At 49.4% G+C, this 19085-nt stretch carries 17 protein-coding genes and 1 tRNA gene; 17 read left to right on the top strand and 1 reads right to left on the bottom strand.

The window, feature by feature from the left end; genetic code table 11:
- Window positions 1-6: 6 nt before the first annotated feature.
- From rlmB to DWZ61_RS10445, 10 genes are all read left to right on the top strand, one after another.
- Window positions 7-750, top strand: coding sequence for a 23S rRNA (guanosine(2251)-2'-O)-methyltransferase RlmB (gene rlmB, locus DWZ61_RS10400; RefSeq protein WP_118538386.1), 744 nt, complete (start codon window positions 7-9; stop codon window positions 748-750).
- Between the two features lie 26 nt (window positions 751-776).
- Complete coding sequence (gene sigH / locus DWZ61_RS10405; RefSeq protein WP_022312154.1) at window positions 777-1394, top strand: RNA polymerase sporulation sigma factor SigH; 618 nt, start codon at window positions 777-779, stop codon at window positions 1392-1394.
- Window positions 1395-1708: 314 nt separating this feature from the next.
- Window positions 1709-3136: an efflux RND transporter periplasmic adaptor subunit gene (locus tag DWZ61_RS10410; RefSeq protein ID WP_118538388.1), complete on the top strand. Its 1428-nt coding sequence runs from the start codon at window positions 1709-1711 to the stop codon at window positions 3134-3136.
- A 14-nt stretch (window positions 3137-3150) separates the two neighbouring features.
- On the top strand, window positions 3151-6213 hold the full coding sequence (locus DWZ61_RS10415) for an efflux RND transporter permease subunit (protein WP_118538390.1): 3063 nt from the start codon (window positions 3151-3153) through the stop codon (window positions 6211-6213).
- Window positions 6206-6841, top strand: a complete 636-nt coding sequence (locus DWZ61_RS10420; protein ID WP_182427050.1) for a TetR/AcrR family transcriptional regulator — start codon at window positions 6206-6208, stop codon at window positions 6839-6841. The genes DWZ61_RS10415 and DWZ61_RS10420 overlap by 8 nt, the downstream gene beginning before the upstream one ends.
- A 77-nt stretch (window positions 6842-6918) precedes the next feature.
- A tRNA-Thr gene (locus DWZ61_RS10425) sits at window positions 6919-6991 on the top strand.
- Between the two features lie 191 nt (window positions 6992-7182).
- A complete protein-coding gene (locus DWZ61_RS10430) occupies window positions 7183-8430 on the top strand; it encodes a hypothetical protein (RefSeq protein ID WP_118504010.1) in 1248 nt (415 codons plus the stop codon).
- A 71-nt stretch (window positions 8431-8501) separates the two neighbouring features.
- Window positions 8502-9368, top strand: a complete 867-nt coding sequence (locus tag DWZ61_RS10435; RefSeq protein WP_118538394.1) for a hypothetical protein — start codon at window positions 8502-8504, stop codon at window positions 9366-9368.
- Window positions 9369-9452: 84 nt separating this feature from the next.
- Window positions 9453-12542 carry an AAA family ATPase gene (locus tag DWZ61_RS10440; RefSeq protein ID WP_118504006.1) on the top strand — a complete coding sequence of 1030 codons (3090 nt, stop codon included), beginning with the start codon at window positions 9453-9455 and terminating at the stop codon, window positions 12540-12542.
- A gap of 55 nt (window positions 12543-12597) precedes the next feature.
- Window positions 12598-13284, top strand: a complete 687-nt coding sequence (locus DWZ61_RS10445; RefSeq protein WP_118538396.1) for an HAD family phosphatase — start codon at window positions 12598-12600, stop codon at window positions 13282-13284.
- 3 nt (window positions 13285-13287) lie between these two features.
- Here the strand turns inward: DWZ61_RS10445 and DWZ61_RS10450 are convergent, their stop codons facing one another.
- A complete protein-coding gene (locus DWZ61_RS10450) occupies window positions 13288-13620 on the bottom strand; it encodes a cupin domain-containing protein (protein WP_117466746.1) in 333 nt (110 codons plus the stop codon).
- 122 nt (window positions 13621-13742) lie between these two features.
- On the opposite strand from DWZ61_RS10450, the gene DWZ61_RS10455 reads away from it, so the two are divergent.
- The 7 genes from DWZ61_RS10455 (at window position 13743) to pgsA (ending at window position 19018) form a co-directional block, all read left to right on the top strand.
- Window positions 13743-14921, top strand: coding sequence for an ATP-binding protein (locus tag DWZ61_RS10455; protein ID WP_117466748.1), 1179 nt, complete (start codon window positions 13743-13745; stop codon window positions 14919-14921).
- Window positions 14922-15027: 106 nt separating this feature from the next.
- Window positions 15028-15906, top strand: a complete 879-nt coding sequence (locus DWZ61_RS10460) for a YicC/YloC family endoribonuclease (protein ID WP_118504002.1) — start codon at window positions 15028-15030, stop codon at window positions 15904-15906.
- Window positions 15907-15962: 56 nt separating this feature from the next.
- Entirely contained in the window at window positions 15963-16262 is a 300-nt protein-coding gene (locus DWZ61_RS10465; protein WP_022313124.1) for a DUF370 domain-containing protein, read from the top strand.
- Complete coding sequence (gene gmk / locus DWZ61_RS10470; RefSeq protein WP_118504000.1) at window positions 16252-16887, top strand: guanylate kinase; 636 nt, start codon at window positions 16252-16254, stop codon at window positions 16885-16887. The genes DWZ61_RS10465 and gmk overlap by 11 nt, the downstream gene beginning before the upstream one ends.
- 1 nt (window position 16888) lies before the next feature.
- Window positions 16889-17128: a DNA-directed RNA polymerase subunit omega gene (gene rpoZ, locus DWZ61_RS10475; protein WP_022153806.1), complete on the top strand. Its 240-nt coding sequence runs from the start codon at window positions 16889-16891 to the stop codon at window positions 17126-17128.
- Between the two features lie 5 nt (window positions 17129-17133).
- Window positions 17134-18462: a 30S ribosomal protein S12 methylthiotransferase RimO gene (rimO, locus tag DWZ61_RS10480; protein ID WP_118538398.1), complete on the top strand. Its 1329-nt coding sequence runs from the start codon at window positions 17134-17136 to the stop codon at window positions 18460-18462.
- Window position 18463: 1 nt separating this feature from the next.
- Window positions 18464-19018, top strand: a complete 555-nt coding sequence (pgsA, locus tag DWZ61_RS10485) for a CDP-diacylglycerol--glycerol-3-phosphate 3-phosphatidyltransferase (RefSeq protein ID WP_117466760.1) — start codon at window positions 18464-18466, stop codon at window positions 19016-19018.
- Window positions 19019-19085 lie beyond the last annotated feature (67 nt).

Consider the following 19085-nt stretch of genomic DNA (forward strand, 5'->3'; position numbering starts at 1 on the left):
ACAAACATGGGATATCAGGAATTTACCATAGAAGGCAGAAATGCCGTGATCGAGGCCTATCGTGCGGGCAAACCCATTGACAAGTTATTCATTCTGGATGGCTGTCAGGATGGCCCCATGATGACCATTAAAAGAGAAGCAAAAAAGCATGATACATTAGTAAAATATGTGACCAAGGAGCGTCTGGACCAGTTATCCGAGACCGGAAAGCATCAGGGAGTCATTGCCTATGCGGCAGCTTATGAGTACGCGGAGGTGGATGATATTCTGGAAGGCGCAAGAAAAAAAGGGGAACCGCCTTTTATTTTCCTGTTGGATAACATTGAGGATCCCCACAATCTGGGAGCCATCATCCGTACCGCCAATCTGGCCGGAGCCCACGGAGTCATCATTCCGAAGAACCGTGCGGCGGGACTGACCGCGACGGTGGCAAGGACTTCCGCCGGAGCATTGAATTATACGCCGGTAGCCAAGGTGACGAATCTGGCCAAGACCATTGAAGAATTGAAAAAGGACGGTCTGTGGTTCGTGTGTGCGGATATGGGAGGCACCACCATGTATGATCTGAATCTGAAAGGCCCGATCGGTCTGGTCATCGGTAACGAGGGCGAGGGCGTAGGACGTCTGGTGAAGGAAAAATGCGATATGGTGGCATCCATTCCCATGAAGGGGGATATCGATTCCCTCAATGCTTCCGTGGCAGCAGGCGTACTGGCTTATGAGATCGTGCGTCAGAGATTACAGGCGTAATATAGGAGTGGAAAAAAGGGGAAAGCATGGCAGAGCATTTCAAATATGAAGAGATGACGGATGAAGAACTCATCGACCAGCTGCGGGAAGGTGACAGACAGGTGATGGATTACATCTGCGACAAGTATAAAAATCTGGTGCGAAGCAAGGCAAAATCCATGTATATTCTGGGCGGAGACAGCGAAGATCTGATCCAGGAAGGGATGATCGGGCTGTTCAAGGCAGTGCGGGATTATGACTGCGGCAGAGATGCCAGCTTTTATACCTTTGCAGATCTGTGTATCAGCAGACAGATGTACACGGCAGTGCAGGCTTCCAAGCGCCTGAAGCACTCACCGCTCAACAGCTATGTATCTCTGTATGAGCGAAGCAGCGAGGGCACGGACAATGAGGAGAAAAATCTCATTGAGGCTCTGGCGGCCAGAACCCAGATGAGTCCGGAGGAACTGTTCCTGGACAAGGAGCGGGTGGAAGATCTGGAGAGAGCTATTGAGACAGAACTCAGCAGCTTTGAAAAACAGGTGCTGGATTTGTACCTGACGGGAATGAGCTATACCCAGATCGCCAAGGTGCTGGGAAGAGACGAAAAGTCTACGGACAATGCCTTACAGCGTCTGAAGAGCAAAATCCGGAGACTGGTGTGATGCAAAATAATGAGAGAAGAGAACACATTCTTGAAAAAATTTTTCAGGAATGTGTTTTTTATAGTTTTTTAATAGAATCTGCAGAGTTGGAATATTGACTTAAAACCCGGCATAGGAGTATACTGCAAATGCTGACCGACCGGCCGGTCGGTTAATAAAGCAAATACATATTCATAACTATTCAGAACCACATTCGCAAAACCGCCTCTGCGAGGCTGTACTGAATAACATGCCTGCATGTTATTTGCTCATGGTGGTTACTTTCGCCCATTGGCTCTGAATAGTTACACATATTTCAGAAAGGCGAAAAGATCATGCACAATACATGGAAAAGAAATTGCAGCGTCGGAATGGCGTTGTTGATGGGAGGCAGTCTGTTGCTCGGAGGCTGCGGCAGCAATGGGGCACAGGATGCTGTGGAGACTTCTGCGGTAGTCGTGGATATGAAGCAGGCCCAGACCGGAAAACTGACCTTGCAGAACAGCTTTGTGGGAACGGTTTCTCCCCAGGAGATGGTCTATGTCATTCCCTTTGCTTCCGGTACAGTGACGGATACTTATTTTGAGGTGGGAGATCAGGTCAATGCCGGGGATGTTTTGTTCAAAATCGATGACTCTGCAGCAAAACTGCAGTTAGAACAGGCACAGCTCAGTGCGGCCAATGTAAGGCAGCAGGCAGACAGTGCCCTGACCACCCAGCAGGAATCCGCCAATATCCAGATGGATAGCAGCAGAGTGCAGGCACAGTCCGGGTATGATCAGGCACAGATCGCGTATGTCCAGGCGAAAAATGCCTATGACCAGAACTATGATGATCTTTCAGATCAGATCGACGCATGTAATGCAAATATTACACAGCTGGAGAATGCCATAAAAGCAGCGTCATCCAGTGTGAGCGGCGGAAATGCGTCAAGTGTTGTGCAGATGAAGACGCAGATCGAGACACTGAAAGGAACGAAGAAACAGCTGGAGTCCAGCAGAAATTCTCTGGTGGCCGGATTACAGCAGGCGGAATCCGCTTACAATGCAGCAAAGAGCAGCATGAATATTGTGGATCGTTCCCAGGCATTGTCCCAGGGACAGGCACTGGAGGATACGAAGAAGCAGCTGTCCACCAGTGAACAGCTGGCAAATGTGGGCGTGGAAAGTGCGGAACTGGCATTATCCTACTACACTGTCAAGGCTCCCATCTCCGGTACAATCCAAAGCAAGGGAGTGGAAGTCAACGGCATTGCCGGAAGCAGCAATCCTGCGTACACCATTGCCAATGAAAATATGATGACCGTGACTTTTCAGGTCAGCGAAGCTGTGAAAAATACACTGACCATGGGGCAGGAAGTGACCGTGGAGCGGGGAACCACCAGCTACGCCGGCAGCATCACCGAAATCGGTGTGGCAGTGAATCAGCAGACCGGTCTGTTCCAGATCAAAGCAGCGGTAAATGCCGATGGCAGTGCATTGCCCAGCGGTGTATCCGTGAAACTGACGACCGATACCTATCATACGAACGACAGTGCGGTACTGATTCCTTATGATGCCGTGTACTATGATAATACCGGCTCTTATGTATATTTAAGTGTGGATGGCAAGGCCGTGAAGACCTATGTGACCACGGATCTGTTTGATGATACACAGATTTCTGTTACTGAGGGAATACAGCCCGGAGATACCGTGATCACCAGCTGGTCTCCCAAGCTGATGAACGGTGTGGAAGTCACCGCACCGGTGAAGGCAGAAGAGTAGGGGGAGGCAGCAGAATGAATTTGACAAAGCTTGCTCTGAAAAGACCGGTATCCTGTTTTCTGGTGCTCCTGGCACTGGCAGTATTCGGCATCAGCTCCATTTTCGGATTCAAGATGGAACTGACTCCCGACATTGAGATGCCTATGCTCATCGTCATGGCTACTTATCCCGGTGCAGATCCGGAGAGCGTGGATGAACTGGTGGCATCCGTTATTGAAGATTCCGGTTCCACTCTGAGCGGTGTGGATTCCGTGAATTCTTATTCCTTTGAAAATTATTGCATGGTGTTGTTTACCTATGAATACGGTGTGGATATTGATGAATGTCACAACGATCTGCGTGCGGCCATGGAGACGGCGAAGTTAAGTCTGCCGGATGACGTGGATCAGCCTACCATCATTGAGATGAACATGAACAGTATGGATGTCATGACGATCTCCGCAGTGGAAGTCGGCGATGTGGATCTGTTAAAAGTAGTCAATGAATCCGTGGTACCGGAACTGGAATCTCTGTCCAGCGTGGCACAGGTATCCGTCACCGGTGGTTCCGAGGATTATATCAAAGTAGAACTCAATGAGACCCTGATGAAGCAGTACGGTCTGACCATGTCCAGTGTGGCACAGATGCTGGGAACCGTAGACTTTACTTATCCTGCAGGCAGCGTGACCCAGGGCAGTCAGGACCTCAGCGTGGCGACGTCCATGGAGTACAATACGGTACAGAAGCTGCGGGAAGTACCCCTGATGACCACCAAAGGACAGGTCATTACCTTACAGGATATTGCAAATGTTACCACAGCATCCAAGGATGCTTCCAGTATCAGCCGTTACAACGGACAGGACAATGTCAGCATCGGCATTAAGAACAAGAGTAGTGCCGGTACGGTAAATGCCTGCCGGGATGTGAAGGAAAAATTACAGCAGATCCAGGCGGAGAATCCGGCCATTGAATTTGATGTCACCTATGATGCCAGCTCCTCCATTATCAGCGCTCTGACCAGTGTGGCAGAGACCCTGTTATTAGGTGTCGTATTGACCATGGCGGTGCTGTTCCTGTTCTTCGGTGATTTCAAAGCCAGCCTGATCGTCGGAGCCTCCATGCCCATTTCCCTGTTCCTGACCCTGATCCTTATGAGTATGATGGGATTCTCCATGAACATCGTAACACTGGGCTCTCTGGTCATTGCCATCGGTATGATGGTAGACTCTTCCATCGTCGTGATCGAGAGTAGTTTCAGAAGACAGAAGAGTACGCCGGATCTGAAACAGGCAGCCTTAGAGGGAACGAAGGAAGTGACGGCTTCTATTATCGCTTCCACCATTACCACCATCGTGGTATATCTGCCGCTGGCCACTATGAAGGGCCTGTCCGGACAGATGTTTGAGCAGCTGGGATTCACCATTGTATTTGCCATGCTGGCATCCCTGATCGCAGCTATGATGCTGGTACCGTTGTTCTACACAGTATTTAAACCGAAGGAAAAAGAAAATCTGCCCATCGATAAGCTGTTGAAGAAATTTACCACATGGTATCAGAAGATCCTGCGGAAGCTGATGAAGCGCAGAAGGACCGTCGTTGGTGTGGCTGTGGCTCTGATGATCGGCACGGTTCTGCTGGCAGGAACGCTGGACATGGAGCTGATTCCTGCAGCGGATGAAGGAGTCGTGGCGGTTACGGTGAATTTCCGTTCCGGTACCACACTGGAAAAAGAGGATGAAGCACTGAAGCTGTGGGAACAGATCGCTGAAGAGGAACCGGATGTGGAATTCTATTCCGTATCCATCAGCGGCTCCAGTGCAACCCTTACTGCAGATCTCATCAAGAAGAGAACCCTGACTACAGCACAGGTAGTAGATAAATGGAATGAGATTGCAGCCGGTATGACGGATATGGATGTTACGGTAACATCTTCCGGCAGCAGTATGAGCTCCATGATGAGCACCAGCAGCTATGAGATCGATTTACAGGGCAGTGACAGGGCAGAACTGGCACAGGCCGCAGAAGACCTGCAGGCAGAGATCGAGAAGATTGACGGTGTCGTAAAGACAGAAAACTCTCTGGCCAACTCTACGACGTTGGCCAAGGTAGTGGTAGATCCTCTGAAGGCAATGCAGTACGGGCTGACACCCATTCAGGTCGGCATGACCATACATAACGTATTAAGCGGTATGAATCCGTTGACGATCACCAATGATGGTTCGGAGTATGCGGTATGGCTGGAATATCCGGAAGGAAGCTATGATGATCTGAACCTGCTGATGGATCTGGGACTGGATACTTCTTTTGGCACCGTGGTACCGTTAAGAGATATTGCAGAGATCAATTACGCACAGAGTCAGGAGACCATCATGAAGCAGGACGGTCTGTATCAGGTCAGCGTGACGTCCACTATGACCTCCGAGAAGATATTTGATGCCCAGAATGCTATCAACGATCTGGTGGATCACACGGTATTCCCGGATTCTGTAACCCCGGCAGACAGTATGATGACTGGAATGATGAACGATGAGTTCCAGGCATTGTTGCAGGCAATTCTGGTAGCTACATTCCTGGTATTCCTGGTGATGGCAATGCAGTTTGAATCCCCCAGATTCTCCTTCATGGTCATGATGTGTATTCCTTTTGCACTGATCGGATCCTTCCTGCTGTTGTTCATTACGCAAAGTACCATTAGTATGGTATCCCTGATGGGATTTCTGATGTTGATGGGTATTGTGGTAAATAACGGTATTCTGTTCGTGGATTCCGCAAATATGCTGCGGGAAGAGGGAATGTCCACTGAGGATGCGCTGGTGGCTTCCGGAAGTACCCGTCTGCGTCCTATCCTGATGACGACATTGACAACGATCCTGTCCATGATCCCCATGGGACTGGGACTGGGCGATAACGGTGTCATGATGCAGGGAATGGCACTGGTTATCATCGGCGGTCTGACGGCTTCCACGATCCTGACCCTGATCCTGATCCCGACCTTCTATCTGATCTTCGATAAGCGGAGCAGACAGGAGAGAAGAGCGGCTAAGAAGCTGGCAAAATCTCAAAGATCTGGAAAAACGGGGGATGCGGAAAATGAGTAAAATAACCGGATTGGAGGCACCGAACCAGGTGCCTCCCAAGGTGACCGCCATGTACCGGGCAGTCAGCACACTTTTGCGGGAGGACAAGGATATCTCGGAAATGAGCGTGTCCATGATCACCGGGCTGGCGGGCATTGGCAAGGGAACTGCTTATGAATATTTTGATTCCAAGGAAGAGATCATTGTCTGTGCCCTATTGTATGAAATCCGTACAGTAACGGAGCAGGCTTCCCATCAGATTCAGACCTGTCCGGATCTGGAGACCCAGATCCACAGAATGCTTTTGTTGGTGGAAGAACATTCCCAGTGTGTGGATGCCATCATGGCGTTTCTGCATCTGCTGACGGATCATTCCAAGGAGGGAAATCTTCTGCGGCAACGGATAGCGGAACAGAAGGAAAACGGGCCGGTGGATCTTTTGGTCCGCCAGATCATAGACAGTGCACGGGCGAAAGGAGAACTGCGGGAGGACATTCCGCTGTCTTATATTACCAACGCGCTGTTAGCTCGGATGATTTCCTATCTGATGTACCAGTGCCACCATATCGGTAATGATATGCCCCCAGAAGAGATGCGCAGACTGGTCACTGAAAGCATAATGAATGAATTGTGCAAAAAAAATATATAATTTAAAATAATTCTATTGACAAAGTGAGATACCTTTGATAGAATGTAACACGGTGATTGCGTTAGCAGTCACGTGATGCTGCTGTGGCTCAGTCGGTAGAGCGTCGCATTGGTAGTGCGGAGGTCACGGGTCCGATTCCCGTCAGCAGCTCTTTTGAAAAGCGTGGAAACCTTGAAAATACAAGGTTTCCACTTTTTTTGTGTGCCTGAAAGTTTACAGACGATGGTAGACAACCAGAATAAACCAGATGTACACTTGCACGGGCCAACGATTCAGCTTACAATATAAAATAGTAAATTTATGTTCGGACACAAACCAACCCGGTCAGATGAGGAAAACGTATGGAGGAACTGCACAGAGTATGTAAAAATTTCACACGTCATGACAAGAAGACCCGTACGATCCTGCTGTGCGAGATGCTGGAGTACACGAATGTATTTTTGGAGGCGGCATTCCGGGCGGAGGGGTATTCCTTCGAGACTTTAAAGAACCCGGTGAAGGACCGCACTCTGGCACTTCGCTATATCAGTAGCGACTATTGCTATCCGACGGTATTGATCCTTGCACAGTTCCTGGAATATCTGGAAAGCGGGGAACGGGATCCGGAGGAGATCACCTTCATGGAGCCCCAGGCGGGCGGTGCCTGCAGGGCCGGAAATATCTACAATCTGCTCCAGAGAGTGCTGTACCGCATGGTAGAGCAGGGACAGCTGGAGTATGCCCAGATTCCCGTAATCTCCCTGAACCTCATGGGAGAAGAAAAACATACAGGCTTTCGCATTACTCCGTCACTGTTGTCCGGTGGGATTGCTGCCGGATGCTATGGCGATCTGATCATGTGCCTGTACCAGCAGGTGAAGCCCTACGAACAGAATCCGGGAGAGACGGACCGCATCCGCAGTCAAGTGGAAAAGAAACTGTGCGAGAGCATTCGGAGACACAGGAACGGACGGCACACCAGAGAGAAGAATTACCGGTATGCCTGCGAAGTATTTTCGAAGGTACCGGTGAAACCCGGGAAGAAAAAGAGAGTTGGCATCACCGGTGAGATCTATATGAAATATTCGAAACTGGGAAATGACGATATCGAAAGTTTTCTGCTCCGGCAGGGAATGGAGCCTTACAGTGGTGGTTTCATCAACTACTGTCTGTATTTGGTGGATACAGAGCGGTATAAGGCAGAAAAGTACCAGCGCAATCCCATCATGGCGAAAGCCTGTGCCTTTGTGCTCCACCGGTTGTGTGAGGCACAAAAACATCTGCTTACGGTGATCGGGGAGACAGACCGGTTCCAGACGGATCTGCCGTTCCCGGAACTGAAGGAGAAAGTGCAGGGGATTCTGGCGGAGGGCTGCAATACCGGAGACGGCTGGCTGATTGCCGCAGAGGTGATACAATATGTGGAAAAAGGCTGTGGCAGTGTGCTGATCCTGCATCCCTTCGGATGTCTGGTCAGCCATGTCTGCGAGCGGGGAATTTTGCAGCGGCTGCATGCCCGTTTTCCGGATGTCAGTATCCAGACCATAGAGTATGATTACGACCAGAGCAAGACCCTCAGGGAGAGCCGCATTCTTTTGGCAATATCCTAGGTTGGCAGCAGGTGCAGAACGTGGTACAATAAAACAGAAACTATTGCAACGTGTATTTTCAGGAGGGGAACATGAAGATAAAATGCGACTGGTGTGGCAGCTGGATCAACGATTTTGATCAGGTCTGCCCGAACTGTGGCGGTGTCAACAACAATTACAACCGCCATGCCAACGGTGTACCACAGACAATCGAGGAACTGAAAGCCTGGGCAAAGGAGATGAACCTTCCGCTGGAGGACATGCGGACCTTTATCGGAGAGGATTACAAGGGCGCGAAAGCCTTCGGTATTTACAAGGATGAGACCGATGGCACCTTCGTAGTCTATAAGAATAAAGAGGACGGTACCCGGGCAGTACGTTACAAGGGAACCGATGAAGCCTATGCGGTCAACGAACTTTACCAGAAGATGAAGGAAAGAGTGGCAGTGCAGAAAGCACACCAGCAGCCGAAAGCTGCGGCACCTGCCAGCCGCCCAACCAAAGATTACACCGCCTATAATAAGAAAAGAGCCCGGAGCAAAAAGATAGAAAAAACGGTTCTGACAATTTTCTGCCTGATCATGGCAGCATTGTCTCTGGTGGCGATTTTTACAGGCGCCTATTCTATCTGGCAGATTGACAACAGACCGGATAACGGCTATTACACCTATGAGGATCAGAACTATTACTATTATCATGGGAACTGGTACGAATGGGAGAATGATTCCTGGCGCTATGCACCGGATGAATCCTGGATGGAAAGCGATTACGAGAGTTACTATGATTCCTACAGCTATGACAGCGGTGCGGAATATGATAATTTTCAGGATTCTTCTTACTACAGTACCTATGATGACAGCAGTTATGACAGTGACTGGGATGATGACAGCTGGGATTCCGGATGGGATTCCAATGACAGTTGGGACTCAGGATACGATGACTGGGGCTCTGACTGGTAAAATGTGATTTAGAATACATACAAAGGAAGTCTTCGACAGGCTTCCTTTGCTTTTTCTTTTTTATGGTTTTGAACAGGAGAGAATATGAGCAGTTTACCCGGCATTACGAGGCAGGATGAGGAAAAAAGATTACAGCATACGTTAGAGATCGCACAGCGCAAGGTGGATGCCAACAGGCAGAGTGTACAGGCTCTGGCGGAAGAACTGCATGCCATGCAGGAGGAATTCGACGAGAACGACAAGGAAGCCCAGACCCTGTGGCACAATGCGGATGCCCGCTTCAAGTTCGTGAATCAGGATCTGCGCCGGGCGGAACAGGCGAGGAAAAAGCCCTACTTTGGCAGAATTGATTTCCGGGACAAAAAACTGAAAAAAGACGAGGTCTACTATATCGGCAGAAGTGTCATTGCGGATAACCCGGCAGAACCGGAGGTCATCGACTGGAGAGCACCCATTGCCAGCGTATATTACGATGCCGCTCTGGGGGATGTCTCTTATTCCGTAAAGGGGGAGGGAAAATACGACATCACCCTGTCGCGGAAGCGCACCTATGAGATCGAAAATGATGAGCTGAAGGACTTCTACGATTCGGATGTGGTGGCCAACGATGAACTGCTGACAAAATATCTGGCGCGGAACAAAAAGGCGGTGCTGGGCGAGATCATTGCCACAATCCAGCAGGAGCAGAACGAAGTCATCCGCAAAAAGCCCCAGCACAACATGATCGTACAGGGAGCGGCGGGCTCCGGCAAGACCACAGTGGCCATGCACCGTATTTCCTACATCCTGTACAACTACGATCAGGAGTTTGCACCGGAAGATTTTTATATTGTGGGAAGCAATCAGGTGCTCTTAAACTATATAACGGGAGTGCTGCCGGAACTGAATGTTTACGGGGTCTCCCAGATGACCATGGAGCAGTTGTTCGTAAGGCTTTTGTACGAGGACTGGGACAAGTCCTGGCAGATCAAGTCGGTGGTAAAAGGTGTGACCCCGGCGGTGAAGGGAACTCTTGGCTGGTTTAAGGAGCTGGAGAATTTCTGCCTGCGTTACGAATACCGCGCGATACCCAGAGAGGACGTGGTGATCGAAAAGACTGGCAAAGTGCTGCTGGACCGGGCCACCATTGCACGCTTATTGAAAGAGACAAAGGATCTGTCCCGGGCGGACAAAATCAGCAGACTGACGGATTATCTGATGGCACGGCTGGAAAATGAGCTGAGCGGAAAATATTATTCCTATACCCAGCCGGAAAAGCAGAAGCTCAAGCATTATTATGAGACCTATTTCGGAAAAAGGGAATGGAAGGGCTCTGTGGCGGAACTCTACGAACAGTTCCTGAAGGAAGAGCAGGAGAAAGATTTCACGGTCGAGGTGCCGGAAGGTGGCTACGATGTCTATGATCTGGCGGCCATGGCCTACCTCTACAAGCGCATCAAGGAGGACACGGTGATCCGGGAGGCGGGGCATGTGGTCATTGATGAAGCCCAGGATTTCGGCATGATGGCCTATGCGTCTTTAAAATATTGTCTGAGCAAATGTACCTATACGATCATGGGAGATGTGGCCCAGAATATTTCCGACCGCTACGGTCTCAACGACTGGACGGAACTGCGGAAATTGATGCTGCCTGGAGAGTTTGATTATTTCGGCATTTTGCAGAAAAGCTACCGTAACACGGTGGAAATCTCGGAGTTTGCCACGGACATTCTGTATCACGGAAGCTTTCCGGTCTATCCGGTGGAGCCCATCATACGTCATGGGGAACCGGTCACGGTGAAAAAATGTGTGGATTTTACAGAGCAGGTGACACAGGCGGAGCAGATCATCAAAGCATGGCAGAGCAAGGGGCTGGATACCATTGCCGTAGTCTGCATTGACGAAGCGGAGGCGGAAAAAGTAACAGCAGCCTTACAGGGCAGCGTGGACCTGAATACCGGAGATGCGGGAAAATGGGAGATCGGCGAGGGCGTCATGGTACTTCCGTTAAAATACACCAAAGGTCTGGAATTCGATGCAGTACTGATCTTCAACGCTTCGGAGGAAGATTACCCGGTGGAAGACGGGTATGTGAAGCAGCTGTACGTGGCAGCCACCCGAGCCCTGCATGAACTGACGGTGCTGTACCGGGGGAAACTCACCGGACTGATCGCAGATCCGGTATCCCCGGAGCAGAAGCAGAGAATGCGCCTTGCCGCAGATGCCCAGAAGAAGCCGGTGAAAACGGTGGTAAAACAGGCAGAGTCGGAGAAGACAAAAGAAGAGATCTACAGACAGAGGGCACAGGAAGCGGAAAAGGAACGTGTGGCCAGAGAGCGTTACGGCCCAAAGAAGATCATCGTGACAAGAAACAGTCAGGGGACAACAGACGGCGCTACACCGAAGAAAGCAGGAAAGTCAGGGGGACCTGAATCGAGGCGGACGGGACAGCCGTCACCTGCGAAAGTATACGGGGCAGGAAACGGCAATGCTGGCAGAGCAACCGGCAGACAGGAGCCGCGGATGGTAGAAAATAACGGCGAGTACGGCGATATGCCGGATGCCAAAACACTGATGCCCGCCGGACATTCCAGGATCGACTGCGCTGTGCGCATGGTCATGAAGGGCAAGGGCTATGTGGATCTTTTGAGTAGCTACGGAACCTTGCGGATCACACCCCTTGCGGTGGATATGTTCCGGATTTGTTTTGCCAAAGGGCAGTGTCGTGAATTCCCGAAAGCGGCGGTGACGGCAGCAGGAGACCTCAGATGCACGGTGCGGGAGAATCCTTCCCTGGTGGAAATTACAGCGGGATATGCCCAGATCCGTGTGGATAAAAAGACGGGAGCATTGACATTTTTAAATACACAGGGTAAGATTCTGCTGACGGAACGAAGCAGAGAACCAAGGCAACTCGGAGAGAAAAAGAACTGGAGCTTTTTTGAATGGAAAAAGGACGAGGCTCTGATTGCCGGAGGGATTGGGGCACCGAAACCTTTGAAGATAGGTAATTCCGCTGCTTATTTTTCCTACGGAAGGGCGGATGACAGATATCCGGGGCTGGCTTCGTCTAAAGGATATGAGATGATCTTCCCTGCGGGAAGCAGGGTATTGTGCTGCAACATAGCCATGTACGGAACTTATATTTCCATGGAAGAGACAGATATCATCGATTACTATTTACGCGCAAAATGATGGGGATCATCGGTATGGGTAACAATCTGATGGTGCTCTGGATGTGAGGAGAATTATGAAGACAACAATAACCGCAGTGATATTTGATATGGACGGTGTCCTCTTTGATACCGAGAGGATGTATATGGAGTGCTGGAGAGAAGCGGCGGAGCCCAGGGGCCTTAAAAATGTGGACGAGATTTCCAAAGCCTGTATCGGAAGGACACTGCAGGGCACGAAGGAAGTGTTCGAGGCAGCGAAAGCAGAGCAGGGCATCGATGTGTCTTTTGAAGAATTGCATGAGGATTGCAGCCGGAGATTTCAGAAAAAGGAAGAACGGGAAGGCCTTCCCGAGAAGCCGGGCGTGCATGAGATCCTGGAATATCTGAAGGAGAACGAAGTTCCGGTGGCACTGGCTTCCTCTACGAGAAAGGCGGCTGTCATGGAGCATCTGAACAGAGCGGGCATCACTGGATATTTTCAGAAAATTGTCTGCGGGGACATGGTGGATCACGGAAAGCCCGCACCGGATATTTACGTGAAGGCTTGTGAAGAAATGGGCGTAAAGCCAGAGCAGGCAATGGCGGTGGAAGATTCTTTTAATGGAATCCGGTCTGCGCATGCTGCGGGATTATTTACGGTCATGGTGCCGGACCAACTGCCACCTACAGAAGAGATTCTTACCATAGTAGATAAAAAGTGTGACAGCCTGACCGAACTTCAGACACAGCTTCCGGAGCTTCTGGCGGTATGTGGGGACTGAGGATCATTCTGCTGCGGCATGGAACCACAGTACCTTACAGCAGTCACAGGAGGGATCCCGTCTGATCACATGATCTGTGTGAGCAGGTACCATAAAGGCGGTACCGGGCAGCAGAGGGATTTCTTCGCCATCGATGAGAGCATATCCTTTTCCGTCCAATACGAAGAAGCCTTCCTGATCGTCATGCTTTTGCGGCATGTGATATTCTGTGTTGCGATAGAGGGATACGCCCATACGACACCCTTTTACACACCCCTGGTCTTCATCTAACAGAGTGTGCCCGGTGCGTTCGGGCATTTGAGCTATAATGGAATCTAAAGTAGTATAAGGAATCATTTGTGTGCCTTTCTATGGATGTAATGTAACGATTCAGTTACCATATTTTTAATAACAGTGTAGCAGACTGAGAGAGGAAAAACAATAGACTGCCTGTTCTGGCAGAGTAAAGGAATATAAAAATGGAAGAAAAAGAGACAATACAGCCCATTGAGATCACATGGGAAGAACTACAGTCCCGGGACCTTGACCGATACATCCTGGTGGATACCAGAGGGGATGAAGCAGTAAACTATGGAATGATTCCCGGAGCCATTGCAATCCCCGAATGTGAACTTATAGACAGACTGGCGGCGGCAGCAGGGGATAAAAAAGTAATTTTGTATTGCAGCCGTGGACAGAACAGTAAGGTGTCCGCAGAGTATTTCAGAGAACAGGGAATGGAGGCCTACAGCTTACAGGGCGGCTATACCGGATGGCTGCTGAACCTGATGCAGAAGGAACAGCCCGGAGAAAAGGAAAATGAACGGGCAAGGGAAATTGAGAAGAGCATCCGCAAAAAGTTCCACAAAGTCCTGTTTTCCCGGTTTGCCAAAGCTATCAACGAATACGATATGATTCAGGAAAACGACAAGATCGCTGTATGCATTTCCGGCGGTAAAGATTCCATGCTGATGGCAAAACTGTTCCAGGAGCTGAAACGCCATAACAAGTTCCCCTTTGAACTGGTATTTTTAGTGATGGATCCCGGCTACAGCGAGGCAAACCGTAAGATCATTGAGAACAATGCGAAGCTGATGGATATTCCCATCACCATTTTTGAATCCCAGATATTTGATGCGGTGTATGACATAGAGGATTCCCCCTGCTATCTGTGTGCGAGAATGCGCAGAGGCTATCTGTACAGTCATGCGAAAGAGCTGGGCTGCAACAAGATCGCTCTGGGACATCATTACGATGACGTCATCGAGACGATCCTGATGGGAATGCTGTACGGTGGACAGGTACAGACCATGATGCCGAAGCTTCACAGTACGAATTTCGAGGGCATGGAGCTGATCCGCCCTATGTACCTGATCAGGGAGGATGACATCAAGCACTGGAGAGATTACAATGATCTGCATTTTATTCAGTGTGCCTGCCGGTTCACTGACACTTGTACCACTTGCCGTACCGATGGCAGCAGTCCCTCCAAGCGTATGGAGATTAAGAACCTGATCGCTTCGCTGAAACAGACTAACCCTTTTATCGAGGGGAATATTTTCAAGAGTGTGGAGAATGTAAACTTACGTACGATCATCGCCTACAAAGAGGATGGTGTGAAGCATCATTTTCTGGAGCATTACGACGAGTGGAAATAGTGTAAATAGGGCACCTGCACTTGACGGAAAGGGCATATTTATTCTATAATAGAATGAAAACCGTAAATTGCGGAAGGCATTACACGCCCTTACAACAGGAGAAGCTATGATCAAGAGTATGACGGGATTTGGCAGATGTGAAACTGCCGAGAATAACAGAAAGTTTACCGTAGAGATGAAGTCTGTGAATCATCGCTACCTTGATGTGAACATCAAAATGCCGAAGAAGTTGAATTTCTTTGAATCTGCGATCCGCAGTGAACTGAAGAATTATATTTCCAGAGGTAAAGTAGATCTGTTCATTACCTACGAGGATTTTTCCGAGAACACATCCAATGTCCGTTACAACAAGGAACTGGCGGCGGAGTATCTGGGATACCTGAAGCAGATGGCCAGTGATTTTGACTTAGACTGCGATATCCGAGTGTCCACTTTGTCCAAGTATCCGGATGTATTTGTGATGGAAGAACAGGACATCGATGAGGAAGAACTGTGGAAAGAACTTCAGAGAGCCTTGAAGGGTGCCTGCGAGATGTTTGTACAGACCAGGATCACCGAGGGCGAGCATTTAAGAGATGACTTAATTAGCAAGCTGGATGGCATGCTGAAGCTGGTGGATTTCATTACGGAACGTTCTCCCCAGATCATTGCTGAATACCGTCAGAAGCTGGAAGACCGTGTGAAGGAACTGCTGGGCGATACTACTGTAGATGAAGGAAGACTTCTGACCGAGGTGACGATCTTCGCAGATAAGGTATGCGTAGATGAGGAACTGGTGAGACTGCGCAGCCATATCGAGACCACGAAGAGTACGCTGATGGCCGGTGGCAGTATCGGAAGAAAGCTGGATTTTCTGGCACAGGAGATGAACCGCGAAGCCAACACCATCCTGTCCAAGTCCAACGATCTGGAGATCTCCAACTGTGCGATTGAGCTCAAGACCGAGATCGAAAAAGTCAGAGAGCAGATACAGAATATTGAATAACAAGCTGCGAAGCAGCGGGAAGCACGATATCGTGCGGTTATGCGAATGGGAACTGCATGGCTACGAAAGGTGATACCATGAACCGATTGATCCATATAGGATTTGGCAATATTGTAAATACAGATAAGATCATCGCCATCGTCAGCCCGGAGGCCGCACCCATCAAACGACTGGTGCAGAAGGCCAAGGAGACCGGACAGGCAATCGACGCCACACAGGGACGGAAGACGAAAGCGGTACTGGTCATGGAGAACAGTCAGGTCGTTCTGTCGGCACTGCTTCCCGAGACAATCGCGGGAAGAGCACAGGCGCTGTGGCCGGAAGAGGAAAAAGAGGACAGAGAAGATGCAGAATAAGGGAATATTGATGGTGATCTCCGGATTCTCCGGAGCCGGCAAAGGAACACTGGTGAAAAAGCTGTTATCGGAATATGACAATTATGCGTTGTCCATTTCCATGACTACCAGACAGCCCAGAGAAGGCGAGGAGGACGGAAGAGAATATTTCTTCCGTACCAGAGAACAATTTGAAGAAAATATTGCAAAAAACGGATTTATCGAGTATGCTCAGTATTGCGGCAATTATTACGGAACACCGAAAGCATATGTGGAAGAGCAGATGCAGGCAGGCAGGGATGTGATCTTAGAGATCGAGATCCAGGGAGCCATGAAGATCAAAGAGCAGTTCCCGGAGAGCCTGTTACTGTTTGTTACCCCTCCCAGTGCAGAAGAACTGCAGAAGAGGTTGGTGGGCAGAGGAACCGAGACAGCAGATGTCATTGCACAGAGACTGTCCCGGGCTTATGAGGAATCAGAAGGCATGGATGCCTATGATTATATAGTAGTGAACGATGATCTGGATGTGTGTGCCGCAGAAGTACAGAAGTTTGTGGAAGCGGCGAAAAATGAACCGTCCCGTCGTAGAGAATTTATCAAAGAGATCAGAGAGGAACTGAAAGGTTTCGCGAAAGGAGCAAAATAAAATGTTACATCCCTCTTATACCGATTTAATGAAAGTAGTAAACAGCGAGGTAGAACCCGGTGAAGCACCTGTAGTCAACAGCCGTTATTCTATTGTTATGGCAACTGCTAAGAGAGCAAGACAGATCATCGCAGGTGACGAGCCTCTGGTAACAGCCAAGGTGGATAAGCCCCTGTCTATCGCAGTAGAAGAGCTGAATCAGGGTAAGATTAAAATCCTTGGTGATGATGAGGAAGCATAAGACGCATGAAGATATTGTTTGTATCCCTGGGCTGTGACAAGAATCTTGTCGATTCCGAGAAGATGCTTGGCATGCTCCAGGAAAAAGGTTATACCTTCACGGACGATGAAGCAGAGGCAGATGTAGTAGTAGTAAACACCTGCTGCTTTATCGGTGATGCCAAGGAAGAAAGCATCAATACATTACTGCAGATGGGAGAACTGAAGGACAGCGGACAGGTCAAAGCACTGATCGCAGCAGGTTGTCTGGCACAGCGTTACCGTGAGGAAATCCAGAAGGAGATCCCGCAGGTGGATGCCATTATCGGAACCACTGCCATCGATGAGATCGTGGCCGCTCTGGAAGAGATTCTGGCAGGCCAGAAACAGAATCATTATGAAGATATCAATGCCGCCCCTGTGACAGAGACCAACCGTGTTGTCACTACAGGCGGACATTTTGAGTATCTGAAAATTGCAGAAGGCTGTGACAAACACTGCACCTACTGTATTATTCCGAAGGTCAGGGGCAATTACCGCAGCGTTCCCATGGAGAGTCTCATTAAGGAAGCCAAAGAGTTGGCGGACAAGAGCGTACGGGAGCTGATCCTGGTAGCACAGGAGACCACGCTGTACGGTGTGGATCTGTACGGTAAAAAGGAGCTGCCCAGACTTTTGCATGAACTGGCGCAGATTCCCGGCATTTATTGGATCCGTATTTTATATTGCTATCCTGAGGAGATCACGGACGAGTTGATCGATGCTATTGCAGCAGAACCCAAGGTCTGCAATTATCTGGATATTCCCATTCAGCATGCTTCCGACAATGTGTTAAAGCGCATGGGAAGACGTACCGACCAGGCAGAACTTCGTGCTATCATCGGTAAGCTTCGGGAGAAGATTCCCGATATCTGTTTGAGAACGACTCTGATCAGCGGATTCCCCGGAGAGACTCAGGAGGATTTCGAGGAACTGTATCGCTTTGTTAACGAGATGGAATTCGATCGTCTGGGCGTATTCCCTTATTCCCAGGAGGAAGATACTCCCGCAGCCACCATGGAAGATCAGGTGCCGCAGGAGGTCAAGGAATTTCGCAGGGATGAACTGATGGAACTGCAGCAGGCCATCGCTTTTGACAAAGCGGAGGATATGGTAGGTCGTATCCTGACTGTAATGATCGAGGGCAAGGTAGCGGACGAAGAGACCTATGTCGCAAGAACCTACAGAGATGCCCCTAATGTGGATGGCTATCTGTTTGTAAATACTTCAGCGAATCTGATGACCGGAGATTTTGTCAAGGTTCTGGTCACCGATTCCAATGAATATGATCTAATAGGAGAGATATACCATGAGTAAGATGAATCTGCCTAACAAGCTGACTATTTTCCGTGTGATCCTGATCGTGCCGTTTATTATCCTGTTGCTGGGAGGCCAGGCCGGATGGTTCGGCGATAATACCTTCGTGACGGATATGATCGCACTGGCTATCTTCATCATCGCCAGTCTGACGGATCTGATCGACGGTAAGATCGCCAGAAAATACAATCTGATCACAGATTTCGGAAAGTTCATGGATCCGCTGGCGGATAAGCTGTTAGTATGTTCCGCCATGATCGCACTGATCGAGATGAACCGTATCCCTTCCTGGGTGGTCATCATCATCATCGCCAGAGAGTTCATCATCAGCGGCTTCCGTCTGATCGCTTCCGACAACGGTGTAGTCATCGCCGCAAGCTACTGGGGCAAGTTCAAGACCACCTTCCAGATGGTTATGATCTGTCTGATGATCGCCAACTTCCCGCAGTTACAGATCCTCACCGATATTATTATGTGGATCGCACTGATCCTCACCGTAGTATCTCTGATCGATTATCTGGTGAAGAACAAAGATGTTATGAAGGATACGAAGTAAATGGAAAGTTAGCATAGCTACGAGCCATGCAAAAATAGAACGGAATACCTCGGTGGGAGCTTGCTCA

It is taken from the genome of Clostridium sp. AF34-10BH (genome assembly GCF_003478095.1).
Taxonomy (GTDB): Bacteria; Bacillota; Clostridia; order Lachnospirales; family Lachnospiraceae; genus Acetatifactor; species Acetatifactor acetigignens.